The organism is Vibrio sp. B172a, from assembly GCF_030248355.1.
In the GTDB taxonomy this organism is placed as follows: Bacteria; Pseudomonadota; Gammaproteobacteria; order Enterobacterales; family Vibrionaceae; genus Vibrio; species Vibrio owensii.
The window spans coordinates 325,482-350,129 of the sequence record NZ_JAHGAC010000007.1 but is presented as its reverse complement, the minus strand read 5'-3'; the positions used below and the strand labels follow the sequence as shown (position 1 = coordinate 350,129).

The 24,648-nt window shown below is 46.2% G+C and carries 24 protein-coding genes; 9 read left to right on the top strand and 15 right to left on the bottom strand.

Going from position 1 to position 24,648, the window contains the following annotated elements; all coding sequences use genetic code 11:
* Position 1 precedes the first annotated feature (1 nt).
* From dnaX to recR, 3 genes are all read left to right on the top strand, one after another.
* Positions 2-2,191 (top strand): DNA polymerase III subunit gamma/tau, encoded by a 2,190-nt coding sequence (dnaX, locus tag KIT90_RS09610; protein WP_285376458.1) that lies wholly within the window; start codon positions 2-4, stop codon positions 2,189-2,191.
* 82 nt (positions 2,192-2,273) lie between these two features.
* Positions 2,274-2,603, top strand: a complete 330-nt coding sequence (locus tag KIT90_RS09605) for a YbaB/EbfC family nucleoid-associated protein (protein WP_005432961.1) — start codon at positions 2,274-2,276, stop codon at positions 2,601-2,603.
* 30 nt (positions 2,604-2,633) lie between these two features.
* Positions 2,634-3,233 carry a recombination mediator RecR gene (recR, locus tag KIT90_RS09600; protein WP_005432989.1) on the top strand — a complete coding sequence of 200 codons (600 nt, stop codon included), beginning with the start codon at positions 2,634-2,636 and terminating at the stop codon, positions 3,231-3,233.
* 53 nt (positions 3,234-3,286) lie between these two features.
* Here recR and aqpZ read toward each other — a convergent pair whose 3' ends face one another.
* Positions 3,287-3,985, bottom strand: a complete 699-nt coding sequence (gene aqpZ, locus KIT90_RS09595; RefSeq protein WP_009707332.1) for an aquaporin Z — start codon at positions 3,983-3,985, stop codon at positions 3,287-3,289.
* 215 nt (positions 3,986-4,200) lie between these two features.
* Positions 4,201-5,460 carry an amino acid permease gene (locus KIT90_RS09590; protein ID WP_033006068.1) on the bottom strand — a complete coding sequence of 420 codons (1,260 nt, stop codon included), beginning with the start codon at positions 5,458-5,460 and terminating at the stop codon, positions 4,201-4,203.
* Between the two features lie 314 nt (positions 5,461-5,774).
* Here KIT90_RS09590 and KIT90_RS09585 point away from each other — a divergent pair, with 314 nt between their 5' ends.
* The 3 genes from KIT90_RS09585 to KIT90_RS09575 are packed head-to-tail and all read left to right on the top strand — an operon-like array spanning position 5,775 to position 8,132.
* The gene (locus tag KIT90_RS09585) at positions 5,775-6,155 is read left to right on the top strand and encodes a RidA family protein (protein WP_010643983.1); all 381 of its coding nucleotides are present in this window, start codon (positions 5,775-5,777) and stop codon (positions 6,153-6,155) included.
* Between the two features lie 14 nt (positions 6,156-6,169).
* Positions 6,170-7,447: a serine dehydratase subunit alpha family protein gene (locus KIT90_RS09580; RefSeq protein WP_285376457.1), complete on the top strand. Its 1,278-nt coding sequence runs from the start codon at positions 6,170-6,172 to the stop codon at positions 7,445-7,447.
* Between the two features lie 28 nt (positions 7,448-7,475).
* Positions 7,476-8,132 carry a transcriptional regulator gene (locus KIT90_RS09575; protein WP_009707329.1) on the top strand — a complete coding sequence of 219 codons (657 nt, stop codon included), beginning with the start codon at positions 7,476-7,478 and terminating at the stop codon, positions 8,130-8,132.
* On the opposite strand, the gene KIT90_RS09570 is transcribed toward KIT90_RS09575, so the two are convergent.
* Complete coding sequence (locus tag KIT90_RS09570) at positions 8,129-8,377, bottom strand: YkgJ family cysteine cluster protein (protein ID WP_033006060.1); 249 nt, start codon at positions 8,375-8,377, stop codon at positions 8,129-8,131. The genes KIT90_RS09575 and KIT90_RS09570 overlap by 4 nt on opposite strands.
* Before the next feature lie 96 nt (positions 8,378-8,473).
* A complete protein-coding gene (locus tag KIT90_RS09565) occupies positions 8,474-8,731 on the bottom strand; it encodes a hypothetical protein (RefSeq protein ID WP_045413591.1) in 258 nt (85 codons plus the stop codon).
* A gap of 218 nt (positions 8,732-8,949) precedes the next feature.
* Between KIT90_RS09565 and KIT90_RS09560 the strand changes: the two genes are divergently transcribed.
* A complete protein-coding gene (locus KIT90_RS09560; protein ID WP_009707325.1) occupies positions 8,950-9,390 on the top strand; it encodes a YcgN family cysteine cluster protein in 441 nt (146 codons plus the stop codon).
* 62 nt (positions 9,391-9,452) lie between these two features.
* Here KIT90_RS09560 and KIT90_RS09555 read toward each other — a convergent pair whose 3' ends face one another.
* The 3 genes from KIT90_RS09555 to KIT90_RS09545 all read right to left on the bottom strand — a co-directional run bounded on the left by KIT90_RS09555 (position 9,453) and on the right by KIT90_RS09545 (position 13,028).
* Positions 9,453-9,704 (bottom strand): GlsB/YeaQ/YmgE family stress response membrane protein, encoded by a 252-nt coding sequence (locus KIT90_RS09555; RefSeq protein ID WP_005439775.1) that lies wholly within the window; start codon positions 9,702-9,704, stop codon positions 9,453-9,455.
* 124 nt (positions 9,705-9,828) lie between these two features.
* Positions 9,829-11,556, bottom strand: coding sequence for an aspartate:alanine exchanger family transporter (locus KIT90_RS09550; protein WP_285376456.1), 1,728 nt, complete (start codon positions 11,554-11,556; stop codon positions 9,829-9,831).
* A 77-nt stretch (positions 11,557-11,633) separates the two neighbouring features.
* A complete protein-coding gene (locus KIT90_RS09545; protein WP_009707323.1) occupies positions 11,634-13,028 on the bottom strand; it encodes a glutamate decarboxylase in 1,395 nt (464 codons plus the stop codon).
* 363 nt (positions 13,029-13,391) lie between these two features.
* Here KIT90_RS09545 and KIT90_RS09540 point away from each other — a divergent pair, with 363 nt between their 5' ends.
* Entirely contained in the window at positions 13,392-15,083 is a 1,692-nt protein-coding gene (locus tag KIT90_RS09540) for a mechanosensitive ion channel domain-containing protein (RefSeq protein WP_039842444.1), read from the top strand.
* A gap of 77 nt (positions 15,084-15,160) precedes the next feature.
* Here KIT90_RS09540 and KIT90_RS09535 read toward each other — a convergent pair whose 3' ends face one another.
* The 8 genes from KIT90_RS09535 to KIT90_RS09500 all read right to left on the bottom strand — a co-directional run bounded on the left by KIT90_RS09535 (position 15,161) and on the right by KIT90_RS09500 (position 23,309).
* On the bottom strand, positions 15,161-15,445 hold the full coding sequence (locus tag KIT90_RS09535) for a putative quinol monooxygenase (RefSeq protein WP_285376455.1): 285 nt from the start codon (positions 15,443-15,445) through the stop codon (positions 15,161-15,163).
* A 68-nt stretch (positions 15,446-15,513) separates the two neighbouring features.
* The gene (locus KIT90_RS09530; RefSeq protein ID WP_285376454.1) at positions 15,514-15,909 is read right to left on the bottom strand and encodes a VOC family protein; all 396 of its coding nucleotides are present in this window, start codon (positions 15,907-15,909) and stop codon (positions 15,514-15,516) included.
* A gap of 100 nt (positions 15,910-16,009) precedes the next feature.
* Positions 16,010-16,306: a ribbon-helix-helix domain-containing protein gene (locus KIT90_RS09525; RefSeq protein WP_005439764.1), complete on the bottom strand. Its 297-nt coding sequence runs from the start codon at positions 16,304-16,306 to the stop codon at positions 16,010-16,012.
* A 139-nt stretch (positions 16,307-16,445) separates the two neighbouring features.
* Positions 16,446-18,023 carry an alkaline phosphatase gene (locus tag KIT90_RS09520; RefSeq protein WP_285376453.1) on the bottom strand — a complete coding sequence of 526 codons (1,578 nt, stop codon included), beginning with the start codon at positions 18,021-18,023 and terminating at the stop codon, positions 16,446-16,448.
* A 711-nt stretch (positions 18,024-18,734) separates the two neighbouring features.
* On the bottom strand, positions 18,735-19,094 hold the full coding sequence (locus KIT90_RS09515) for a hypothetical protein (RefSeq protein WP_038896095.1): 360 nt from the start codon (positions 19,092-19,094) through the stop codon (positions 18,735-18,737).
* A 194-nt stretch (positions 19,095-19,288) separates the two neighbouring features.
* Positions 19,289-20,236, bottom strand: coding sequence for a ChaN family lipoprotein (locus KIT90_RS09510; RefSeq protein WP_285376452.1), 948 nt, complete (start codon positions 20,234-20,236; stop codon positions 19,289-19,291).
* A gap of 84 nt (positions 20,237-20,320) precedes the next feature.
* Positions 20,321-21,163 carry a 23S rRNA (guanine(745)-N(1))-methyltransferase gene (gene rlmA, locus KIT90_RS09505; protein ID WP_285376451.1) on the bottom strand — a complete coding sequence of 281 codons (843 nt, stop codon included), beginning with the start codon at positions 21,161-21,163 and terminating at the stop codon, positions 20,321-20,323.
* 109 nt (positions 21,164-21,272) lie between these two features.
* The gene (locus KIT90_RS09500) at positions 21,273-23,309 is read right to left on the bottom strand and encodes a methyl-accepting chemotaxis protein (protein ID WP_009707317.1); all 2,037 of its coding nucleotides are present in this window, start codon (positions 23,307-23,309) and stop codon (positions 21,273-21,275) included.
* Between the two features lie 364 nt (positions 23,310-23,673).
* Here KIT90_RS09500 and KIT90_RS09495 point away from each other — a divergent pair, with 364 nt between their 5' ends.
* Positions 23,674-24,642 (top strand): nucleoside hydrolase, encoded by a 969-nt coding sequence (locus KIT90_RS09495; protein WP_285376450.1) that lies wholly within the window; start codon positions 23,674-23,676, stop codon positions 24,640-24,642.
* Positions 24,643-24,648 lie beyond the last annotated feature (6 nt).

Here is a 24,648-nt window from a genome sequence, read left to right as displayed (position 1 = left end):
AATGAGTTATTTAGCTTTAGCGCGAAAATGGCGTCCTAATAAGTTTGATCAAGTAGTCGGGCAGAGCCATGTCTTAACTGCTTTGGAGAACGCGTTAGCGCAAAATCGTTTACACCATGCGTACCTATTTAGCGGCACGCGAGGCGTTGGTAAAACGTCGATTGGCCGACTGTTTGCTAAGGGCCTGAACTGTGAAACAGGTATTACTGCTAACCCTTGTGGTGAGTGTGATACTTGTCGTGAGATTGATGAAGGTCGCTTTGTTGACCTACTGGAGATCGACGCAGCTTCTCGTACTAAAGTTGAAGACACTCGTGAACTGTTAGACAACGTTCAATACAAACCCGCTCGCGGACGTTTTAAAGTGTACCTCATCGATGAGGTACACATGCTTTCGCGTCACTCTTTCAATGCGCTGTTAAAAACGCTGGAAGAGCCGCCTGAGTATGTGAAGTTCTTGTTGGCTACGACAGATCCACAAAAACTGCCGGTGACGATTCTGTCACGCTGTTTGCAGTTCCATCTTAAGCCAATCAGTGTTGATGATATTCATCAGCAGCTTGACCATATTCTGGAAAAAGAACAAGTCTCTGCAGAAGCAAGAGCACTTGGCATGATCTCGCACGCTGCAGATGGCAGTATGCGTGATGCACTGAGCTTAACTGACCAAGCTATCGCTCTAGGCAACGGTACGATTCAAACCGATATCGTGAGTCACATGCTTGGAACGATTGATACAGACCAAGCGATTCACTTGCTGGAATCGATCAGCAGTAAGCAGCCGCAACAGGCGATGGACAAAATCCAGCAACTTGCATCAAACGGTGTCGAGTGGGATGGATTGCTACAACAATTGGCGTCGCAGCTTCACCGTGTCGCGATGTACCAAGCTTTGCCATCGACCTTGGATCAGGCGCAACCTGATGCCGAAAAAATCGAATTATTGAGTAAAGCTCTCACACCACAAGATGTTCAGCTTTACTACCAAATTGCTTTAAAAGGCCGTGAAGATCTGACGTTGTCACCAAATGGTCGCGTCGGCATGGAAATGATCGTATTGCGCATGATGGCATTCCGTCCGTCAGCAAATAATAGCGCGAACGTGATTTCTACTTCATCACAGCCTCAAGTCGCGCCGACATCAAGCGTGAGCCCATCATCGCAAGCGGCTCCGCAGTCATCGGCACAACGACCATCGCAGCAACAAGCTCCAGTGGCTCAGGCGCCTGCACAGCACATGCAAAGCCGACCAACGCCGTCAGCGCAACATCAAGCGCCAGCTCAGTCGATGAGTCAGCCGGCGACACAATCCCCGGCTCCCATGAATGAAGCGCCGCAGTACCAACCTGAGTATCAGGGTGGCTACGATATGGCACCACAATACGATATGGCTCCGCCGATGAGTGAGAACCCTGCGCCAACGCAGCAAGCTCCTCAACAAGCTCAGCCACAAGAAAGTGCTCCGGCACCTGCTCGTGGTAATTTGAGCGGCCTACGTCACCAATTACGTTCACAGCGTCAGGGGCAGCAACGAGCATCAACGCAAAGTGGTGGCCCAAAAAAGTCTAACGCGACATCTGCACAGAAAGAATCGGTTATTGACCGTCTAGCGCAATTGCATGGCAATTCCGCGCAGGTGTCGCCTAAGTCTGCTCCTCAAGCTGAAAAACAAGCCCCAGAGGATGAAGCGTATCGTTGGCGACCAACCAAACCGGTTGAAAAGAAAGCCAATACGCAGCTGACACCTACGCAGCTCAAGCAAGCGCTAGAGCACGAAAAGACGCCAGAGATGGCGCAAAAATTGGTTGATGAATCGCTAGAGAAAAGCGAGTGGGCGAACCTGATTAGCAAGATGGATACGCCTAAGTTGGTCGAACAACTTGCACTAAACTCGCATTTCAACAAAGAAGGCTCGACAGTTTCGCTACAATTAAGAGGCAGTCAGGCACACTTGAACACCGATAGAGCGCAAAGTGAACTGCACAGTGCACTGAACCATGTGTTGGGTGAAGAGTGTCATTTGAGTATTGATGTTAGCGAAAGTGGTGAGACGCCACTAGAGTTGAGAGATAGACTCTACCAAGAGAAATTACAGCAAGCGCTGAACAGTTTAGAAAACGATCCGCACGTACAATTCATCGAGCGCCGTTTTGCAGCAGAGCTTGATAAAGATAGTGTACGTCCTATCTAAAAAATGAACGGAATGGGGTTGAAAACACAAAGTGGCAGCCCCATTAACAGATGCAACACCTAATTAAACCAGAGAGATAAACATGTTTGGTAAAGGCGGTATGGGCAACCTAATGAAGCAAGCCCAGCAAATGCAAGATCGCATGCAAAAGCTTCAAGAAGAAATCGCGAATATGGAAGTAACTGGCGAGTCTGGTGCTGGTCTAGTTAAAGTTACAATCACTGGTAGCCACAGTGTGCGTCGTGTAGAAATCGATGAAAGTCTGATGGAAGACGACAAAGAAATGCTAGAAGATCTTATCGCTGCAGCATTCAACGATGCAGCACGTCGCGTTGAAGAAACTCAAAAAGAGAAAATGGCTTCAGTAACTGGCGGTATGCAACTACCACCAGGCATGAAAATGCCATTCTAATCTGCTGAATTCTAACTAAGCGGATTTTCAATGCGTACCAGTCATATGCTGGAACAATTGATGGAGGCCTTACGTTGTCTACCTGGGGTTGGCCCCAAGTCGGCGCAGCGTATGGCCTTTCATTTGTTACAGCGTGATAGAAAAGGCGGTCTGCAACTAGCAGATGCGCTGAGCCAAGCAATGACAGAAATTGGCCATTGCACCGAGTGTCGTACTTTCACTGAAGAAGAAGTTTGTCATATTTGTACTAACCCAAAACGCCAAGAAAATGGTCAGATTTGTGTGGTAGAAAGTCCGGCAGACATCGCAGCAGTAGAAGCAACGGGTCAATACTCAGGTCGATACTTTGTACTGATGGGACATTTATCACCGCTGGACGGAATTGGTCCAAGTGATATTGGTCTAGATGTATTGGATTACCGTCTGCGCCGCGGAGATATCTCTGAGGTGATTCTCGCTACCAACCCAACGGTAGAAGGGGAAGCGACGGCTCATTACATCGCAGAACTTTGTAAAGAACACCAAGTGGAAGCAAGTCGCATTGCACACGGTGTACCAGTAGGTGGCGAGCTTGAGCTCGTGGACGGGACTACCTTGTCACACTCCCTTCTGGGTCGACACAAGATTTAATAAAAAAGCCGCTGAATTCAGCGGCTTTTTTGATCTTGAGGTTCGAGAATCGATTAATCGTTTGATTCTGTACCTAGAAGGTTCTTGTAGATAAGTGCACCTAGAATACCACCAACGATTGGTGCTACCCAGAATAGCCAAAGCTGAGAAACCGCCCAGTCGCCAACAAATACCGCAACACCAGTACTACGCGCTGGGTTAACCGATGTGTTTGTCACAGGGATGCTGATTAGGTGAATCAGTGTCAAACATAGACCGATAGCGATAGGCGCAAAGCCTTGCGGTGCACGTTTGTCTGTCGCACCCATGATCACGATTAAGAACATCATCGTCATTACAACTTCAGTCACTAAAGCTGCAACCATTGAATATTGGCCTGGAGAATGCGCGCCGTAACCGTTCGCAGCAAAGCCAGAACCAACTACATCAAAGCCTGCTTGACCGGTTGCGATTACGTAAAGTACGCCACCCGCAATAACACCACCAATCACTTGCGCGATGATGTAAGGCACTACGTCTTTAGTCTCGAAACGACCACCAGCCCATAGACCGATAGTTACTGCTGGGTTTAGGTGACAACCTGAGATATGGCCAATAGCAAATGCCATTGTAAGTACGGTAAGACCAAACGCCAAAGAAACGCCCAACAGGCCAATGCCGACATCAGGGAAGCCAGCCGCTAACACTGCACTACCACAACCACCAAGCACTAACCAAAAAGTACCAAAAACCTCTGCCATGTATTTATTCATATTGTTTCCTATTGCGGATTTAGATTACCCGCTGAACATAGTAGAGAATTGTCAGAAAAGTGTGAGTTGAAGCACGGAAATTAACCAAAATGCCAGATATGAGCGTTTCTGTCTCATACATGAAACGAAATGAGTAAGGAGAGGGTAGGTGGATGAGTTGAAAGGAAAACCTCGGCTATCGCTATAGATTTTGATAACCGAGGCGAGAGGAAGCGTTAGCTAAAAGCAATAAATGGTGAGATACACAACAAGATGCCCGTCGCGATGATTAGGTATAGTGAAGCACCTTTGTATTTATGTAGAGAAGGCACTTGATACACCAAGTAAGCAGGAATCAAACAGCCAATCAAACCAAAGATAGGGCTACAAACCGAAGTGAAGCTCAAAACTGGTAGGTTGAGTACGATAGCGCCCCATGCCATCAAAATAGCGAACAGAATGATGCCTTTCGTCACGAGATCTTTGTTGATTTGCTCTTCAGGCATCACTTTTTTCAATGCCAACATCGCAAGGCCTTGGCAAGAATCACGGAAGCCTAGGTAAACACCAAAGAATGCTGTCATTACAGAAAAGATGTTCAACATCAGGCTAAGCAGTTTAAGCGTCGTGCCGTCCATGCCTTGTGCTACCATCGCTAGCGCAGAGATGTTCTCGTTTGCTGCACGGACTGCTTGTTCATGAGACATCGCCAATGTGAAAGAAATCGCGTAGAAAAACACAGTCACAAATAAAATGCCAAAAGCGATATTCATGGCGCGCATCGCTTTAAAACGGGCAACTTCAATAGACTTCTCTTTCGAACGGTAAGAGATCACCATCGGACTCAAGCTTTGAATAAACAAGATAGAGGTAAGGGTGAATGGCAGCAGTTCAATCGCATCTTTTAGGCCAGCACCAGCCGTTGGTACCGTACCGACATTAGCTAAATCCCACTTTTCTACCATCATGAAACCCAACAGGGCAACGGTACAGAGCTTAATTAGCACTAAGCCCGTACTGACTTTAAATAAGATCTTTTCCCCACGAGATGCGATCGCCACCAAAGCGCAAACCAATGCTAGACCATACAACGGGTTTTCCGACAACAGCCCCTCAGTGATACCAAAGCTGTGTAGGAAAGAGGCTGAGTCATTATTGATTGCCGTCGAGTATACGAATACCCAAATCACCAACATGATGAAGTAGAGCACGCCTAACAAGGCGCCCCATTTATTGCCAAGGTAGCCGGAGATAACGCCCGCATAGTCTTGACACTTCGGAGAAGTGGAAAGCGTGTTAATAAATAGGCGTTGGAACAAGTACATCGCTGGATAACCAATTACCGCAGAGGCAAGAAATACCCATATACCAAGTACGCCCACTTTTACTGGAAGAAAAACAATACCAGCACCGATTGCCATGCCGATACTCATGATAACCCAGCCCCAGTCAGTGCTATCAAACTTAGTCGCCGCTTTCCATTCTGTGGCTGTCATTCCGGCTTTAACGTGAGGTGGTTCTTTAGTTATTGGAAGAGTTTGTGTAGGTACAGTAACGCTCATTGTCGTTTTCTCTTTGTTAGTATGAATTTTTCTCAAATCTATTTGAGAAAAAGATTAACAACAATTTTTTTGTGGAAAATTCAGATAAATTTGAGATCTCGGCAAAATTACTCAATAAAATCTGAATTTAGATCGATTTGTGTGATCTATGGTGGTTGTTTTGCTCACATATAGTTGAAAGAATAGCTTTGAAACGAAAGCGAAAGCTGAGTTTTACGACTAAAACTAAAAACTATGTGAGGATTAACATGAAAGAATTGATCGCTTCAGAGCACGCTCCTGCCGCAATTGGCCCATATTCACACGGAACCACTTACGGGGATTTGATTTTTACTTCTGGCCAGCTCCCAGTTGATAGCGCGACAGGTAAAGTAGTAGAGGGAGGGATTACTGCTCAAAGTCATCAATCTCTAACGAACTTAAAACATGTGCTTGAAGCGGGTAACGGCAGTTTAGATACAGTTCTAAAAACGACGTGTTACTTGGCAAACATTGGCGACTTTGCGGAATTCAACAAAGTGTATGCAGAATTTTTCCAAAAAGATTGCCCAGCACGAAGCTGCTTTGCGGTGAAAGATCTTCCGCTAGGTGTTTTGATTGAAGTTGAAGCGATTGCTAGTAAAAAGTAATACGGAGAAGAAGCATGAATCAGCAATGGAACCAATATATCCAAATCATTAAGCAAGTTGTAAAACCTGCCCTCGGATGTACAGAACCCATTGCTGCTGCATATGCGGCAGCAGTTGCAAAGCGTGAGCTTGGATGCCAAACCCCGGACATGATTGAAGTACGTGTCTCAGATAACTTATTTAAAAACTCAATGGGGGTTTACGTTCCCGGCACTGGGAAAATTGGCCTTAAGATCGCGGCGTCAGTTGGCGCATTAGCGGGAGACCCAAACGCAGAACTGGAAGTTCTCGCTAAAATTAATCAAGACGATGTGACTGCTGCCCAGCAACTTATTGATGAAGAGCGAGTCAGTGTTGCTCGCATTGATACACAAGAATTTATCTTTTGCAGTGTAACCATGAGCGCTGGAGAAGACACCGTCTCGGTGACCATCAGTGGTGGACACACTAATATTATCCAGATCACTCGCAATGGAGCGGTGACGTTCGATGCCCCTTTGCAGCAGCGAGTCGCGACAGGATCAGTATGCGAAGGGGTTGATATCTCCATTAAGCAGATTTATGACTTTGCCCTTCAAGCGCCATTTGATGACATCAAGTTCATTCTGCAAGCGGCGGAACTCAACTCCTCCTTGGCGCAAGAGGGTATCGACCGAGGTTACGGTTTAGAAATCGGCCGCACATTAAAAGGCAATATCGAGCAGGGCTTGCTTGGCAATGATCTGATGAGCAGAATCCAAATGATGACGTCTGCTGCATCAGATGCGCGCATGGGCGGAGCAACCTTACCAGCTATGAGTAATTTTGGCAGTGGTAACCAAGGCATTGCGGCTACCGTGCCTGTGGTTATCGCAGCGGAAGCTTTCCAAAGCAGTGAAGAACAATTAGCACGAGCTCTGATCATGAGTCACTTAGGCGCGATATACATCAAGTCTTACTACCCACCTCTGTCAGCTTTCTGCGGTAACACGGTAACCAGTGCGGCTGCATCAATGGCATTGGTGTACCTTGCGGGTGGCGCATTTGAGCAATCATGTTATGCGATTCAAAACGTTATCAGTGATAGTTCGGGCATGGTGTGTGATGGCGCAAAATCCTCATGTGCGATGAAAGTCTGCACTTCTTCAACTACGGCGGTGCGCTCATATTTGATGGCGATGGGTAACCACAGTGTGAAGAATCAAGGTATAGTAGGCGATGAAGTCGAACAAACTATAAGAAACGTAGGCTCTATGGTTAGACTTGGTATGCCGTATACTGACAAATCTATTATCGATATCATGTCGGCCTAGCCTCAAAGTTTTTGCTAAGGGAAGTAAATTGCAGCTTAAGAAACTCACCAAAAGTGATTTAGATATTTTGAATTCGATGAAGAACGTCGTCGATGGCATTGCTCGTATGTACGGTGAACATACTGAAGTCGTTCTTCACAGTCTTGATGCAGAAGCACCAGAAATCATCAAAATTGCCAATGGCCATGTTACTGAACGTGGAGAAGGCGCTCCAATTACCAACTTAGCAAGAATGAAGCTACTTGAGGGCAAGGACGTGTCAGACTCGTATCTGACTAAAACCGCGAGCGGAAAGACCTTGCACTCGATTACCACCATCGTTCGTAACCCAAAAAACAAGCCTATCGGTCTACTTTGTATCAATGTGGATATGGATGTGCCGATGCAGGACTTTTTGCGCTCAATCTTGCCGCAGCAGCAGAACCCTTGTTGCACAGGAGCGAGCTCGCCAGAAACGTTTGCACGCAACATCGACGAAACCATCATTAGTACGATCGAAACCGTTCAGTCAGAAGTATGGACGAATGAGGCAATCACACCTTCCAAACGCAACCGAGAGTTGGTAACACGCTTACAAGGTTTGGGGATTTTTAAATACAAGGATGCGGTATTGATGGTGGCAAACCACCTAGGTATCTCGCGCGATACGATTTACCTTTACCTAAGGGAATTGGGTAACGATTAAGTGAGCTGTTCTAGTTCGGTAATGTTGCTCAAAGCTTCCTGATTAGTTTTGCCACATACGATCGGACACGGTTTGAAATCGTGGCAAACTTTTGGGCGTTCTGGTTTTCCGAACAGCTTGCACAGGTTATCTTCATTCAGTTGAATGCAACGTTCACCTGCTGGTTTGCCGTTTGGCATGCCCGGAATAGGGGAAGAGATACTCGGTGCAATACAGCACGCCCCACAACCTAATCGACAATCCATCTAAAAGCCCTCGTAAAAATGAAGGGGGCATTATGGACATTTCTCGCCAGATTGGAAGAGGCGTGCGTGAATTCACACCAACAAACTTAGCCCTTTTTACTCATCATTAAGTAAATCGGCGACTTCAAAATTCTGATCGCGTTTAGCCTGTTGGATATAACGGTTGCACTCTTGCATGCTTAAACCCCACGTTCCAGCCTCGGTACGAGCGGCCATTTCTGTTAGAAACGTTGCTTGACCTTCTTGAACATTAGAGGCGATATCCTTGCCGTATTGCTGACAAAGTTCTGCATCGGTACTCGCCGCAGCTCCGAACGAAACAAGAGAGATAATGGTGATCATTGCGAGTTTCATAATATTGATTCCTTTATTCACACTATGAGCTAAAACCATAGGATAGGAATCACTATTAGTAAAAATATCAATGTTGATCGCCCTCGCTGATGAAACAGAACAAACATTGATAATAGTTCGTATTACGGGGTGGAATTCGGCAAAACTTGAACTTTTGTTGTCAGAGGGGTATAAAACGCACCCAATTCATTCCCATTCGAGAAATAAGTAGTAAGCGTATGAGCACTCCATTTTGGCAAAGTAAATCGTTAGAGAACATGACAGAAGAAGAATGGGAATCTCTCTGTGATGGGTGTGGCAAATGTTGTTTGCACAAGCTAATGGATGAAGATACGGACGAAATCTACTACACCAACGTGGCGTGTAGTTGGCTGAACAGCAAAACATGTTCATGCAAAGACTACCCGAATCGTTTCACTTCAGGCGAAGAGTGCACCAAGCTGACGCGTGAAGATATTGATGATTTTACGTGGCTGCCACACACTTGTGCATACCGTTTGTTGGCAGAAAACCAACCACTACCAGAGTGGCACCCATTAATCACTGGCTCTAAGTCTGCCATGCACGCAGCAGGGGAAAGTGTACGAAACAAAGTGGTGTATGAAATCGATGTGGTGGACTGGGAAGACCACATTTTGAATCACCCAAATCGCCCATAGCCGAACGTAAACAAGCCTTTCAATATGAAAGGCTTGTTTGTTATTGGATGAAGTAAAAGTGCTCAACCTTTTAAGAAACGGTTATAGACAAACAATATAACGAAAGCACCTAAAGTAGCGGTGACGATACTGCCGATGTTTACGCCGTCTGCACCGCCAAGGCCCACAAAGCTTCCTAAGAAACCACCAACAAAAGCACCTACGATACCGAGCACCATAGTGGCAATCCAGCCGCCTCCGTCGTTACCGGGCATCAACCACTTAGCCAGTGCACCTGCAATCAAACCTAGAATAATCCAAGATAGAAAGCCCATAATTTCTCCTTACTCATTATTGTGTTAGCTATCTGCTATCCGTTTTGAACTGTTACGATTCAATCATAGTTCATCCCGCTAAAACTGCTCTTTGTTCACTCGTCACGGATTAACGCATGATGGGTTAGCTGATGACCATAGCGATGTAACCTAATATCAGCACCAAGACAGAGGTCAGCGCATAAGGTACAGGGTAGCCAATGGCGGGCATGTCACTGTGGCTGGAATCTTGAGCCCCTTTCATTGCCGGCGTGCTATTGCGACCACCAGCGCAGGCTCCGGCTAAAATCGCAGGATTCATCTTGCGGAAATACAAGCCGTATAACCAAGCTAACAGAGGTGGTACGAGTGCGGCGGTCACACCCAAGAGTGCAATCTTAATGACGATGATGCCTTGGAATGACGCTAAGATTTTCGGCCCTACAGTTGCCGCCAATACCGCAACGAATAGGTTTAGACCGATGTCTTGCAAAAAGCTTCTCGCGCCTTCGCTCATCGGGCCGCCAAAGCTTGGGTTACGGGTTCGCAAAAAGGAAAAGACGATTCCCGTTAACATGCAGCCTGCTGACGTACCTAACGCAAATGGAATGCCAGCAACGGTGACACTCAAATGGCCAAAGACATAGCCAATAAGAAGGGAGAGGGCAAGGTAGAAGGTTTCAGTGACCGTGCTCTCTACAATCGGAACGCTATTGAGTTTAGAGGCGGTTTGCTCGACACACCATTGGGAGCCTGCAATTCGTACAACATCGCCGACTTCGACCTTAGTTTGCGGCAATAAAGGTTGCTGGTGGCCTTGTCGAAATATTGCTTTGAAATAAACGCCAAAGCCCACTTCAGCATGCAATTGTGCGACCGTTTTCCCAGCATGTTCGGATTTGCCTACGTGGATATCAGCCACTTCGATATCTACGTTTCTTGCTCTTGGTTCGTCGACTTCGTTACCGATGTCTGCCTCGCCTTCGGCAATCAGCACATGATATTCCCCTCGAATGCCAATCACATCATTTAACTCAAGTGTTGGATTGTCAGAAGCATCAATGACTTGGTCTCCTCGAACTACTTTCAGTACCGCAGCATCCGGGAACTTCTGATACAACTCTTGAACTGAACGTCCGACGAGCTCTTGGTGCGAAACTTTGTAGGCTCTCACATCAATCGGGAGTACGCCGACATCGGAAAAGCCAAAAGTACTTGGCAATTTTTCGTTGTCGTCTCCAGTGGAGTATTCTGCTTCAGCGTCTTTGCCCGCTTTAACGGGATCGATACCAAATAGGGAAGGAAGGTACTTAATAAATAGGATGATTAAGACGGTTGAGAGCACATAACTGATTGCGTATCCGGCGGCGATGTTGGCACTGACATGATCAATACTCATGCCTTCTGGAGGAGTAAAGGCTCCCGAGCTTATTGCAGATTGTGCAACGCCCATTACGGCGGTCACAGTATAACTCCCGGAAATGATGCCAGCCGCATAGCCCGGTTCTAGCCCCATTAATTTTGCGCCGATCACCACAATCGCGAAGTTGCTAAAGACCACAATGAGTCCAATAACCACAAAGTCGATGCCGCCCCGTGCTAACCCAGAGAAGAATTGCGGTCCGACTTTCATCCCGATGGCGTACATGAACATCATCAAAAAGATGTCTGACACCAAGCCCGGTTCTTCAATTTTTAGTCCGTAAACAGAAAAGGAAGTTAACGCTAGAGCTACACCAACGACTAACGTGCCGGCGGTTGTACCTAAGCTAACACCTTTAAAGGTCAATCGGCCAAGTGGATAACCAATGGCTAGAGATAAAAAGAGAAAAACGAATGGGTTTTCTGACAAGTAACTAAAGAGAAAAGACATAGTGTCACCTGTTACCTAGTGAGTGGCAGAGCGAGGTACAACCCATATTCCTCGCTCTTGCGTGTAAGGTGAGAGCGTTAACCGTGATTGAAGTTGCTCGATTCGTCTGCATCACTGCCGTTAACAATTGGATGTTTGGCAAAGAAGTCGACGCAGTGTTGTAAATCGGCAATCAAAAGATCGGCCATGTCGCGGCTAAATCCGTGGCGAACCAAAATGCGCATGATCACCAGATCTTCGCGTTCTGCTGGCATGGCGTAAGCGGCGATCTGCCAACCTCTTGATCGAATGCGATCTGAGAGATCATAGAGGTTGAAGCCCGGATTCGCGTCTTCTTTGAGTGACCAACTCAGTGCAGGTATCCCGCCGTGCCCGTCGTAGATAATCTTGAACATACCCATCTTCTCGACCTCTTCTGCTAGATATCGAGCGGTGTCGTAACAGGCTTGGTGGATCTTTCGGTATCCCTCTTTACCGAGACGAAGGAAGTTGTAGTACTGAGCAACGATTTGACCACCAGGACGGGAGAAGTTGAGGGCAAAAGTTGGCATGTTCCCACCGAGATAGTTAACGTTGAAGATCAGATCTTCATGCAACGCATCCGCATCTCGCCAAACCACCCACCCAACGCCTAGCGGCGATAGACCAAACTTATGTCCAGAAGCGTTGATCGATTTCACTCGTGGTAGACGGAAATCCCATTCTAAATCTGGATCGCAGAAAGGAGCGAGGAACGCACCACTTGCACCATCGACATGGATTGGGATGTCTAACCCCGTTTCCGCTTGGAGTCGATCTAAAGCCTCATGCACGGCTTTTACAGGTTCATACTGACATGTAAAAGTCACCCCAAGAGTTGGAACGACACCAATGGTGTTTTCATCACAGCGTTTAATCACTTCTTCTGGCGTCATGATTAGGCGATCGCCTTGCATCGGAATTTCACGCAGTTCGATATCCCAATAACGAGCGAACTTGTGCCAGCACACCTGAACGGGGCCGCAAATGAGGTTAGGGCGGTCAGTCGGCTTGCCTTGCTTCTTCATTTTTTCACGCCATGCCCATTTCAGAGCCATACCGCCGAGCATGGCTGCCTCACTGGAACCCGTCGTAGAACATCCCATCGGATTTTCAGCGTCTGGTGCATGCCAAAGGTCTGCCAACATGTGAACACAACGAGATTCGATTTCAGCCGTTTGGGGGTACTCATCTTTGTCGATCATGTTTTTGTCGATGCACTCATCCATCAACTTGTGTACTTCTTCTTCTACCCAAGTTTGGCAAAATGTAGCGAGGTTCTGGCGAGAGTTGCCGTCGAGCATCAGCTCATCGTGTACCACTTGGTAAGCATGTTCCGGCGAGTGTTCTTCATCTGGAATACGATACTTGGGCATAACAACGGAAAGATCTTTCGATGAGTACACGTCATCGAGAATAGAGCCACGGACGGTCGATTTTTTATGAAGAGGCATGTGAAATCCCTTATCTTATTGAAACAATTGCGCTTGTTATCAGTAGTGATTGGTGTTCATAAGACAGTTTTGACTGCCAATTAAACGTAGCAGAGATTTTTATAGTCGTTGATTTTGTGACTCGTTGTTTGGGCTGTCGCACAGACTTTGTGCTGAGTTAAGCGAAGAATACAGAAGAAGTGGCAACTGCTATTCCATATTTAGATTTAGAAAATTTGGATCCGCTGTAGGAACTTTGACGCATAATTTACTAAATGCTGCTCGGTTTGCGGATTCGTGTTGTAAACTTAGAGCATCTAATTTCAAGGATTTACATTCCGGCGCTTGGTCACCCCGATCAAGATTGTCTCTTACGAGGTAAAAATGACGTTACTATCCCCCCTAAAAGTGCGTTTTACACCATTTGTGGTGTTATTTATGGCGTTTGCTTTGACCATGAGTTCCTTTGTGGTTCGAGCAACAGAAAGCACAGAAACGGTCGTAGAAGTACCAAAGGTTTCTGCCGCTGAAAAAGCGATCGATAACATCAACCAAGACATCATCGATTTGTCTGAAAGCTTAAAACAAGCCAGTGGCGATGAGCGTGATGCCTTGCAACTGCAGCTGTTCCAAAAAAATGAAGAGCTGCGCAGTCGCCTTGCGACAGCAATCAGCAACAAGTCGATTCCTCATGAGAAGCTGATTGAGCTTGTTCAAACTCAAGAGAAGTATTCAGAAGGCGCGGTCGTTTACCTAGATGACAAAGTCAAAACGCTCAATGAAGAAATCAATACTGCAAAAGACGAAGACAAACTGTCTTTAGTCAACAGCTATCGTGAATTGCAGCAGTACTTGGACGTAAGCTACGAATCAAGCTGGCAAAACCTGAACTGGCTGAAAACACTCGGTGTGCAAGATGAAGATGCGGAAGCTGCATTCAAAGACAACGTTGATAAGCGCATGCGCTTGCTGTCTGCGTCGATTGAGTACTTGAATCAGCAAAGTGAAATCATCGGCTCACAAATTTCTTCTAGCCCAGAGTCAGAAAAAGCGTCTCTGCAGCTAAGCCAACTGATTCTAAAACAACGACTAAATATCGCGACAGAGAGCTTACGCAATCTGATTACTATTGGCGATAAAGTTGGCCTAGAAACATCGGAATACAAGCGTCAGATCTTTGAGGTGACAGGTAGCATCACGCATGATTTGCTGAACACTAAAGTAATTCTGTCTATCTTGAGCCATTGGTCGAACTCAATGGTGGATTGGTTTGCTGAAAACGCACCACAGCACATCTTCCAGTTGTTTGTGTTTGCTCTGATCCTGCTGATTGCCCGCGCACTGGCGAAGCTAACGCGTAAAGTGGTTAGCAAGACGGTGGCATCGAAGAACTTGAAGCTGTCACACTTGATGCAAGACTTCTTTATCTCGATGTCAGGCAAAGCCGTGTGGATCATCGGTATCATGGTTGGCCTATCTCAAATCGGCCTTAACCTTGCTCCAATCCTGACTGGTTTCGGTATTGCTGGTGTGATCATCGGTTTCGCATTACAAGATACGCTCTCAAACTTCGCTGCGGGTATGATGCTACTGATCTACCGTCCGTTTGATGTCGGTGACTTTGTTTATGCAGGTGGTGTAGACGGTAAGGTAAGCCATATGAGCTTGGTGAACACTACAATCCGTACTTTCGATAACCAAATCATCATCGTGCCAAACAGCAAGATTTGGGGTGACGTGATTAAGAACGTGACACATGAGCGCATTCGCCGTGTCGATATGGTTTTTGGTATTGGTTACTCAGATGACGTGCTAAAAGCAGAAGAAGTATTGGCAGATATCGTGACTTCTCACCCTTCAGTACTTCGTTCTCCAGAGCCAATGATCAAGCTTCATACGCTGAACACTTCTTCAGTTGACTTCATTGTTCGTCCTTGGGTTAAAACGGATGACTACTGGGATGTTTACTGGGATGTGACCCGAGAAGTGAAACTGCGCTTCGACCGTGAAGGCATTTCGATTCCATTCCCACAACAAGATGTGCACTTGCACATGGTGGAAAAGAAAGAAGCATAAATTTCTTTTACTTGAATCCAAAATCAACAAAAAGGCGCTCAATTTGAGCGCCTTTTTTATCGGTTTAGCAGTAAAGATTACAGCTCATCCAAGAACGTGATTTTTGGCTCACTGGCAAGTAAACCATCAATCTCACTCAGCAGAGTCTGGAAATGCGTTGTTTTGCAGTGTTCGTCAAACGCGGCTTGGTCTGCAAACTGCTCTTGGAATAAGAATTGGCTTGGGTCATTTTTGTCTTGGAACAAGTGATAACGCACACAGCCAGTCTCATTTCGAGTTGGCTCTAGCATCATTTCTAATGCTTGTTTTAGTTGAGATACGCAGTCAGGTTTTGCGTGAAATGCAGCAGTTAAATGAATCATAGTTGTGTTTGCTTCTTTGTTGTTATTAAAGGGGATAGTGGCCGTTCCTGTTGGGACAGAAGTTACTATCAGAGATAGCGACCTTGACGCTGCAAGAACTCAATTTTGTAGCCGTCTGGGTCGGTAATGAAGAAGAAGGTTGCTAAGTGCTTTTCCTGATGGTCAAAGACTTTGATGTCACTGGTTTCAATATCCAATGAGTTAAGGCGTCGATGTGTCGCCGCAATATCCTCCACACTTACAGCAAGGTGGCCGTAACCTGTGCCGTGTGTGTAAGGTTCACTTTGGTCGTGATTGTGCGTCAGTTCCAGCTCAAACCCTGTTTCTGGGTTCGCTAGGTAGGTAAGAGAAAAGCCGTCGAATACGTATTGGTCTTTGATTTCTAGCTCAAGTGCGCCTTGATAAAACTTAAGAGAACGCTCCAGATCGCTTACGCGGATCATGGTATGAATCATTTTTGTCATGAGTACTCCTTAATTGTGCGCTTAGAGTAGTCAGTTTTCGCGCGCAATAGGTAGTACTCAGGTACGACAATGAACGTCGGGGGAGGTGTGAGTGTTTTGTTTAATGCAGTTCGTTCAACGCTTGTGCCATGGTCTCTTGAGGCTGGCGTGCATACGTTAGACAAGCGCAACGCAACAAGGAGGCAAAGTTGTTTACTTCACCATTATGCTCCAACGCTTCTTGGTAAACTGTACTGATGAACTTCGGCACCGTCATCTCTTGTGCAGAAGCGATCTCTTCTAAGATCAGCCAAAAGCTGGACTCTAGTTTCACGCTCGTAGCATGGCCATCGATACGGATAGAGCGGGTGATAAATTGGTAGTTTTCCTGAGGTTGCTTAGCAAATATTTCGCACATGGTATTGATCGTATTTATAAATAACCCGCAGATATTGGAACGTTGAGTGCGGGGCGTCAACCGTTTCTATGTAAAAAAACGCCCTCTAGTGAGGGCGTGAAGGTTTCACCAAAAGATGAAAGTAAGTGCACATTACGGATTATTTGATTTGTTGAATCAGGTATTCACCCAGCTGTGAGTGATGCATGATTTTCGAAACTGGAAGAATGGTACCAGCTGGCCCCCATGCAAAAACGTTTACCGGAGTATGCGTGTGTGTACCTGTTCCCCAGACTGTGTTTTGTTTGGTTGCTTGCTCACGAGCTAACAAGTTGCCACGGTCGTTGTATGGGAAGAAGGCGTCAAAGTCATTGACCGCTGGGACATTCTCTTCACTCAAATACTTGTGGCTTGCGAGGCGGTAAGGGTTAGGTTTGCTTGCTAATACGCGCGCTGCTTGCTCTGGTGTGATGGAGAAGTCGCTGCTCGCATTGACAATTTCAGCCAACTTTTCAGGCGTCTGTGCAGCTTCATCGAGTTTCTGGAACTCACTGATCATGCCGTAGTAGCTTTGCTTTTGATTGTAGAGGCCATCGAGAATATCAAACTGGCCAAAGTTGAAGTTGGGTGCGTAATCGCGGTTCGCAAATGCTTCGCCACTGCGCTTTTCTGGTTTTGGTAAATCTGCTGATGAGTAACTGAATCCAAAAGAACCAGTTTCATGATCGGCAGTGACGATAACAAGAGTGTCTTCGCGACCTTTTGCCCATTCATAAACTGTATTTACCGCTTCATCAAACTTGATCAATTCATGCAGCATGGTGCCTGCATCGTTACTGTGTCCTGCCCAGTCAATTTGACCGCCTTCCACCATCAAGAAGAAGCCATCTTTATCCTTTGAGAGGACATCCAACGCTTTCTCGGTCATTTCTTTTAACGATGGTTGGGTACGTTTCGGATCGTCTTTGCTGTGGCTGTACGCTATGCCATCATTCATGCCGGAATAAGCAAAGAGTCCCAGTACTTTTTCGCCCTTTGCTTGTTCAAGCATGTTGCGGTTAAACGCGAGGCTGTAACCTTGTTGCTGCGCTTCTGTCAGAAGGTTTCGCTCATCTTTACGTTTTGATTTTAGGTAGACGTCACCTTGAGTCAGGTGCTCAAGTTGCTTGTAAGTGTCGCCTTTATCGTTGGTCGATTTAGGAATCCAATGACGAAGGCCGCCAGAAAGCATCACATCTACTCCGGTCTCTAGCATGTCTACGGCGATACTGTTTTCCAACGAGCGGTGAGGTTGGTGAGAGGCAAAAGCGGCAGGTGTCGCGTGCGTCATGCGGGTGTCTGAAACCAAGCCAGTTGCTTTCCCTTTTGCTTTCGCTTTTTCCAAAATTGTTTCAACGTGGTTGCCTTGGCTATCGATTCCAATCACTTCAGAAGCGGTCGGAATGCCAGTCGCAAGCATGGTTGCTGAACAAGCAGAATCCACAACGATGGCGTCTTCTGGGTTTGTCAAAGAGGAGCCGATTACTCCTTCTTGTGCCAGTTTGTATAGTGCGGTGGTTTCGCCTTTGTAGATAGAGTTTGGTGCATGATTGGCGTAGGTCTCTAACAAGCCAACTTGTTGAGGGCCCATGCCATCGCCAATCATCAAGATGACGTTTTTGATTTCTGCAGAGAGCGCACTGAAAGAAAGTGTGGATGCCGCTACTGCGGTTACGATTGGGGTCACTAAGTGCTTCATTGTATATTCCTTATTTATAAAAGCGCTCGAATTAAAACAAGGATTTATTGCAGAAATGCTACCGTCATAAAAGGTTCATGTGGAAGTCACTTCTATTCACTAAGTCTAGGGGCTGTTGCTCCTTCGTGGTTGAATTTTGTTCGATGGGACACCCAACTATTCTTAACGTCCGCCTTGTATAAACAACCTACAAACTGCTGCAAAATAAGCTCGAAAGGTTAACAGGCCTTGAAATAAGAAAAGCCCACAGAAGTGGGCTTTGAGTTAAGTTTAGGAGTCGAAAGTCATGAGCTAAAGCTACACCGCGTAAGCAGGGCTTTGGGTCACGATGAGCAAACTCGATTGAAGAGGGCATGGAAGCCTTTTCAAAACCAAGTTTGGCCAGTTTTGCTCTCACCATGTTGTCTGAATAGAGTGGCAACTCCTCTTGCCCTTCTAAAGACAAATGATGAACAGCAAACAGAACTCGCCTTACGCAGCAGCATAATCGAGATAATTCTGTGAAATTTGGGATTCGTCGGGCGCGAACTTATCGGCCGTACTTAATGGGAAAATGGAGAAATTGAGTTGAAGAAGGGCGAGATTGAAAAGCCTTTTTCATAGTCCATCGTCCAATAATGAATCGTCGACCATTATGGACTGGAGCAAAAAACGCGTTCAAATGAGGATGGTTATCGTAACGAAAGAAACTCTTGCTTAACGCGGGTGAGGTTAAACAAGAGCCAGAATAATGCCGCCAACGGTCAGTGCAGCTGAAAGATATTGGCCTGCCGAGTATGAGCCGTCTTCCTCTTCTTCGATAGTATCTGGATGGTCCATACCGAGAGCGCCATGTGCAAAAGATTCAACCTTATCGCCAACGGTTTTGTTTTCCGCTTCGACCTTTTTACTCTCATGGTCGATTTGCTGTAGAGCGGCAAGCAGCGCTTTTCCTTCAGAAGAAAGCGTCACTTTGTTTTGTTCAACCTTTAGTGGCGCTGCGTCGGTAGTTTGCTCTGCCTTTTTTGCTTGCTCAACTTTGTTTTGTTGAGCAGCGTATGTATTAACTGAATTGCTTCCTACTGGATTCATCTGTTACCCCTTCGAACAACGACACTCCTTCATGAGTGCAGGTAAAAAGCAGTTATATCTATATCGACGGCAAACGTTATTTCTTGAATCAATCAGAACAAAAATAGGTCTGTTTTTGCCGCTTCCTGTCACTATTCGGAAACTAAAGCAAAAAGCAGACCTATTTATCTAAAGGCGTGGTCGGATTTTTCTGATTACTTACATTGAAGATCGCTATTGCGCTTAGCAAGGTGCTTGTACGCGGCCATGCGGTTTGCGTCTTGTACGTAACGCACCGGTGGCGCAAGGACTTCTAGTTGGTAATCCGAACCGTCTGAGGTGATGTCTGCAGTAGGGGTAATGACGACAACGTTTAAATCTGGGTTACGATTCAAGATAGAAGCCGCTGTCCCTAAACCGCCTTCAGTATGGAATTTGCCCGCGACGTGAACGACTTGAGTACCCGGATGTTTCTCTAGGTATTTAACGATGGATTCTGCCATGGTCTCATCCCATGTAACCTGAGCTGCGTATTGCTTCTCGGTCTGCTCTGGCTTGCCGTGGTGCATGGATGCCATGAACTTCTCTTTGTATGGGCTGTTTGCTGTGTTGACTTCGTCTGCGACAAAAACGCGCTCATCGCTGTCGAGCTTATCTAGGTAATCGATGCCTTGGCGGCCAATGCAACGCACAATATTTTTCGGCGCATTTGCGGCAATCACGGGAATATCAGCTTGCTTGGCAAACTCAACCAGCGGGCGGTAATCACTTTCGTAGTTTGGCCAAGCATTACTTTGCTTCATAAAGTATTGCTCACCAATTTCGCCGTTTAGGTATGAATCTAAGATGGCTTGCTTGTCGCGTGTGACCTGCTCCATTGAAAGCGCAAGAGGGCGACTAGCAGAAGACAACTGCTTTAGCATGTCGGTTTGAAAGCGGTGGATACCAGCGTGTGTGTGCCATTCACCAATCAAAATTATGTCGGCTTGTTGTAGGGCTGGGGTTAGCTGGTTGACTGAGATGGCTTCACCGGAAGGGGCATGAAGCTGGTAGTCGTAGAAACTTGTTACGTCGTCAGTTGCGGCGTTGGGAGCGGTCGGTGCATTTGAAGCACAGCCAGTAAGCAAGCCTGCAAAAATCAGACTTAGTGTAGAAAAGCGCATTAAAAAGCCTCCAAAAATGTCCGAATGATATTAATGGAGGCTGATAAATGAATCAATGTTAATGAGAATAATTAGCGTTACATTTTATGCTTCATTCTCAGATTGATTCGATTTCTTACGGTAAACGCGCAACATAAAGTCAGCCTCACATTGGAAAAGTGTAGATGACTTTAGCTCTTCGCGAAGCTCGTCGCTGGCTTTCCATGCAAATGGTGTCATTTGCAGTAGGTCGAATGCGACGCCGTCTTTTAAGTCCATGGTGTAGTTGAGCTTTTGTTGATGCTCCAGTTCAAACCCTTCAATGTTCTCTGGCTCTTCGCTGTGCAAACGTATCTCTTGGTAGATACGTTCACGGAACTGGTACAAGTGACGGCCTGCCGGCGTGACTGTGATAACAACACCGTTGTCTTTAATCACACGTTGTAGCTCTTCTGCTTTACACGGAGCGTAGATACGTAAAATCGCGTCTAGAGATTGCTCTGCAAACGGCAAGCGATGGCTTGATGCCACGCTGAAATCACAATTTGGGTAGCGCTTAGACGCGAAACGAATGGCGACTTTAGAAATATCTAGGCCATACACCGTCGCTTCTTCATTTTGTGAGTGCAGAGACTGCTGAACTTGGTCTGTGTAGTAGCCTTCGCCGCAACCAATATCCAACAATTGATGGCTTGTGCCTTCGGTGTATTTGGCACATAGGCTTGCTACTTCTTGGCGCATCGGATCGTAATGATTGCCTTCTAAAAAGCGACGACGTGCTTGCATCATCTCTTTGTTATCACCTGGATCTTTTGAGCGTTTGTGGTGCGCTGGCATCAAGTTGACGTAGCCTTCTTTTGCTAAATCAAACTGATGGTTGTTTTCACACTTAAACGTCTTTGCTGTTAGCTCAAGAGGTTGGTGACATAGAGGACATTGATAGTTCATGACGATCTCTGGACAGGAAGTAGGGCGGCAAATTCTATCAAAAAGGGATGCGGCAAGCGAAACAAAAAAGAGCCGAATTATCGGCTCTTTCATTGGTTTTATTGGAGGGTTAGTGGAAGAAATCCACTTGCTGTTTCAAGTTTTGCGCTTGCTGCTGTAGCTCGGTTGCGCTTTGCGATGTTTTAGCGCTGGTATCGCGGCTTTCGCGGTTCAATTCGCTAATAGAGTGTGCGTTTGCGGCAATCTCTTGAGAAACTTGTGCTTGTTCCTCTGAGGTTGCAGCAATAGCATCAGCTTGGGACGCAATCGACTGAACTTGTCCAGCAATAGCTTCCAGTGCGGTGCCTGCTTCTTGTGCTTTATCCAATACCTTATTCGCGTTTTGCTGGCTTTCCGTCATCATGCTTACGGCATTGCTGGTGGAGCCTTTAAGTTTCTCGATGATCTCCACGACATCTTTCACTGAGGTCTGAGTACGATGAGCAAGGGTTCGCACTTCGTCTGCCACTACAGCAAAGCCGCGGCCTTGTTCACCTGCACGTGCAGCCTCAATAGCCGCGTTAAGCGCCAGTAGGTTGGTTTGCTCTGCGATCTCATCAATCATTTTCGTCACGGTTTGGATGCTTTCGCTGTCACGGTTCACTTGTTCGATGGCTGCCGCAGATTGGTCTAGTTGATCATTTAACTGTGCAACATCAATACAAACGCCTTCAACGACTTCTAACCCAGATTGGCTGTCAGTGTTTGCAGAGCGAACATTTTCGGCAATTTGTTCAACTTGTTGAGCGACAGATTGAGCAGACGAAGCCATCTCTTCAATTGCAGTTACCACTTGCTCTACCTGCTCTTGCTGAAGATCGGATTGCATTAAGTTACGGTTTGCATCATCCACAACGCTGGTCGAGTTACTTTCAACTTGGTCGCTAGTCGAGCGAATTTGACCAACCAACTCGTTCAACTGTCCCGCCATATTGGCAACGCCGTTGTTCAAGTTAATGATTTCGTTTTTCGATGCTTTACCTGACGCAGGAATATCAATACTCACTTCACCTTTTGCCAAACGGTTCATGTAGCCATTCAAAACAGTGAGTGGATTTAGCGTTCGATTAAGAACAAGAGTAAGCACCACAAAAGTGGCCGCTGCCACAATGAGAGAAATCGTCGCAATCAGTTGAAGTAAAGCTTGGCTACCTTTGGTGACTTCATTGATGAAAGTGCCACCTAAGAGTTTCCAGTTCCAACCTGGTACTTGAGTGTAAACCAGGTACTTTTCACCCACGGTACCTTGGTACTCAAATGGGTAGCGAATTAAGCCACTTTCTTGTTCGAAAAGTTGGTAGAAAGGCTTGTTGCCGTTGTAGTCAGACACTTCTTGAATCGGTGGATCGCTCTCTTCGTGTTTTGGGTGAAGAAGGTAATGACCTTGGTTGTCTTTTTCGTTATCCAGAATGATGGTGTAACCAGTGTCACCCCATTTTACGCTTTGTAGCGAGCTGAATAGATCTTGGGTCGCGCGCTCAACAGGTAAACCAATGAATGAGATACCGTTGACCTTACCATTCGCGTCTTTTAAAGGTGCGTAGTAGGTGATGTAGCGCTCACCATAAAGTTTGATTTGCGCATAGTAAGGTTGGCCGTTTTTAAGCTTTTGGTAACCCGGGTGGTTAAGCCCCAATGTAGTGCCAAGTGCTCTTTTACCTTGAGGATCTTTTAGTGAAGTAGCGACGCGAATGAAGTCGTTGCCCATTGGAGCAAACAGGGTCGCAACAGCGCCAGTGTCACGAGTGAAGCTGTCAACTAACTTAGTGTCACCAATCAAGCTTTCGCTGTATTGGGTGATGTTTGGTACTTGGTGACCTTGAAAGTCGACGTTGTAACTCTCGACATAGACACCCGCCAAATAACCATTACGGAAGGTTGATTCCAAAACTTCTGCCGTGTGCAGATAAGCATTGAACTGGCCTGCAATGGTTTTTGCCATCGATTCCACTTTAGATTGATGTTCTTTCAGCGTGTTTTCTAAAAGTACGTTTGAAGCGTTTTGATAAACAAGCGCAGCAATGCTTGAAAATGCAATAAGCAGACACAGTGTGATGACCAGTTTGAGCTGGAAACCGACACTTTGATTCCGATATTTGTCTAGCATGTAGTGTCTTTCCTGATTATTGATAGATGTTATAAATGTTGTATCGGCATGCTAGCGATTTATATGACGAGTTTTTTTGATATTTATTAAGTTAATTGTCAAAAAATAAGAGCAACCAATAGCTTAGATAACAAATGACCGCTGACTGGGTGATTTTATTGCAGAAATGAAATGACCAAATAAGGTTGAGTAAGTTGAGCCACCAATGAATTGGATGCTAATGGGTGAAAGTTTCATTTGTTTGGTTAAAGCAGTGGTGAGGAGCAGCGACTAAAAGAAAGCTCATACCTTCGGCTTTGGTCACGTTTATCCTTGTTTTTTATAGGTATTGTTGGGACTTTCCAAGCGTTTAATAGAAGCTGATATGACAAAGAAAATCATCCTAGACACAGATCCTGGCATCGATGATGCGATGGCCATTCTTTTTGCTGAAGCCCATCCTGATATCGACCTTATGGCCATTACAACCGTTTATGGTAATGCAACGATAGACAACGCGACGCAAAACGCCCTTTACCTAAAACAGAAGTTTGGTATGAAAGCCTTGGTTGCGAAAGGTGCGGAGAAGCCTTTAGTAAAAGCGCCGGTTGGAGCAACGGTTGTCGTGCACGGTGAAGCGGGCTTTGGTGATGTGAAAGCGCCGAGCGCACTGGATGTAAGTGCCATTGATACGCCTGCCTATCAGTTCATCATCGACAGCGTTAGAGCAGAACCGGGAGAAATCACCTTGGTGGCCGTGGGCCCTTTAACTAACCTTGCGCTCGCTTTGGAAGCAGACCCAGAAATCGTTAACTTGGTTAAGGAAGTGGTTGTAATGGGCGGCGCTTTTGGTGAGAACGATCATCGAGGCAATGTTACGCCATTTGCGGAAGCAAACATTCATGACGACCCTCATGCCGCCGATAAGGTATTCACGGCTTCGTGGCCAGTCGTCATCATCGGTTTGGATGTTACGGAAGAGAGCTTCTTTACGGGGCAATACCTAGACCAACTGCGAGAGGATGCAGGAGAAGTAGGGCAGTTCATTTGGGATGTGAGCCGCTACTATTTGAAGTTTTACTCCGAGAAGGTTGGAATGGATGGTTGCCATGTCCATGATCCTTCTGCGATTGCGTATGTCATTGATCCTGAGATGTTTACTTTGCGCAGTGGTGCCGTCCGAGTAGTGACTGATGGACCTGCCGAAGGGATGACGATTCAGAAAACGGATCAACGCAAATACATGCACGATGAGTGGAGCGCTTTCTCCGCGCAAAACGTTGGGATCGGTGTGAAAAGCGATACACTGCTTTCACTTTATCGAGAATCGATTATTCGTTATTCAAAGCGATAACGGAGT

Excerpts from the sequence above, each read along its gene's own strand:
- KIT90_RS09535 (WP_285376455.1), bottom strand. The coding sequence starts at position 15,445 with ATGATTCATTTAACTGCTGCATTTCACGCAAAACCTGACTGCGTATCT.
- KIT90_RS09605 (WP_005432961.1), top strand. The coding sequence starts at position 2,274 with ATGTTTGGTAAAGGCGGTATGGGCAACCTAATGAAGCAAGCCCAGCAA.
- KIT90_RS09515 (WP_038896095.1), bottom strand. The coding sequence starts at position 19,094 with ATGAATCCAGTAGGAAGCAATTCAGTTAATACATACGCTGCTCAACAA.
- KIT90_RS09500 (WP_009707317.1), bottom strand. The coding sequence starts at position 23,309 with ATGCTAGACAAATATCGGAATCAAAGTGTCGGTTTCCAGCTCAAACTG.
- KIT90_RS09510 (WP_285376452.1), bottom strand. The coding sequence starts at position 20,236 with ATGCGCTTTTCTACACTAAGTCTGATTTTTGCAGGCTTGCTTACTGGC.
- KIT90_RS09545 (WP_009707323.1), bottom strand. The coding sequence starts at position 13,028 with ATGCCTCTTCATAAAAAATCGACCGTCCGTGGCTCTATTCTCGATGAC.
- rlmA (WP_285376451.1), bottom strand. The coding sequence starts at position 21,163 with ATGAACTATCAATGTCCTCTATGTCACCAACCTCTTGAGCTAACAGCA.
- KIT90_RS09555 (WP_005439775.1), bottom strand. The coding sequence starts at position 9,704 with ATGGGCTTTCTATCTTGGATTATTCTAGGTTTGATTGCAGGTGCACTG.
- KIT90_RS09540 (WP_039842444.1), top strand. The coding sequence starts at position 13,392 with ATGACGTTACTATCCCCCCTAAAAGTGCGTTTTACACCATTTGTGGTG.
- recR (WP_005432989.1), top strand. The coding sequence starts at position 2,634 with ATGCGTACCAGTCATATGCTGGAACAATTGATGGAGGCCTTACGTTGT.
- dnaX (WP_285376458.1), top strand. The coding sequence starts at position 2 with ATGAGTTATTTAGCTTTAGCGCGAAAATGGCGTCCTAATAAGTTTGAT.
- KIT90_RS09570 (WP_033006060.1), bottom strand. The coding sequence starts at position 8,377 with ATGGATTGTCGATTAGGTTGTGGGGCGTGCTGTATTGCACCGAGTATC.
- KIT90_RS09530 (WP_285376454.1), bottom strand. The coding sequence starts at position 15,909 with ATGACAAAAATGATTCATACCATGATCCGCGTAAGCGATCTGGAGCGT.
- KIT90_RS09585 (WP_010643983.1), top strand. The coding sequence starts at position 5,775 with ATGAAAGAATTGATCGCTTCAGAGCACGCTCCTGCCGCAATTGGCCCA.
- KIT90_RS09590 (WP_033006068.1), bottom strand. The coding sequence starts at position 5,460 with ATGACAGCCACAGAATGGAAAGCGGCGACTAAGTTTGATAGCACTGAC.
- KIT90_RS09565 (WP_045413591.1), bottom strand. The coding sequence starts at position 8,731 with ATGAAACTCGCAATGATCACCATTATCTCTCTTGTTTCGTTCGGAGCT.
- KIT90_RS09580 (WP_285376457.1), top strand. The coding sequence starts at position 6,170 with ATGAATCAGCAATGGAACCAATATATCCAAATCATTAAGCAAGTTGTA.
- KIT90_RS09495 (WP_285376450.1), top strand. The coding sequence starts at position 23,674 with ATGACAAAGAAAATCATCCTAGACACAGATCCTGGCATCGATGATGCG.
- aqpZ (WP_009707332.1), bottom strand. The coding sequence starts at position 3,985 with ATGAATAAATACATGGCAGAGGTTTTTGGTACTTTTTGGTTAGTGCTT.
- KIT90_RS09560 (WP_009707325.1), top strand. The coding sequence starts at position 8,950 with ATGAGCACTCCATTTTGGCAAAGTAAATCGTTAGAGAACATGACAGAA.
- KIT90_RS09550 (WP_285376456.1), bottom strand. The coding sequence starts at position 11,556 with ATGTCTTTTCTCTTTAGTTACTTGTCAGAAAACCCATTCGTTTTTCTC.
- KIT90_RS09525 (WP_005439764.1), bottom strand. The coding sequence starts at position 16,306 with ATGTGCGAAATATTTGCTAAGCAACCTCAGGAAAACTACCAATTTATC.
- KIT90_RS09520 (WP_285376453.1), bottom strand. The coding sequence starts at position 18,023 with ATGAAGCACTTAGTGACCCCAATCGTAACCGCAGTAGCGGCATCCACA.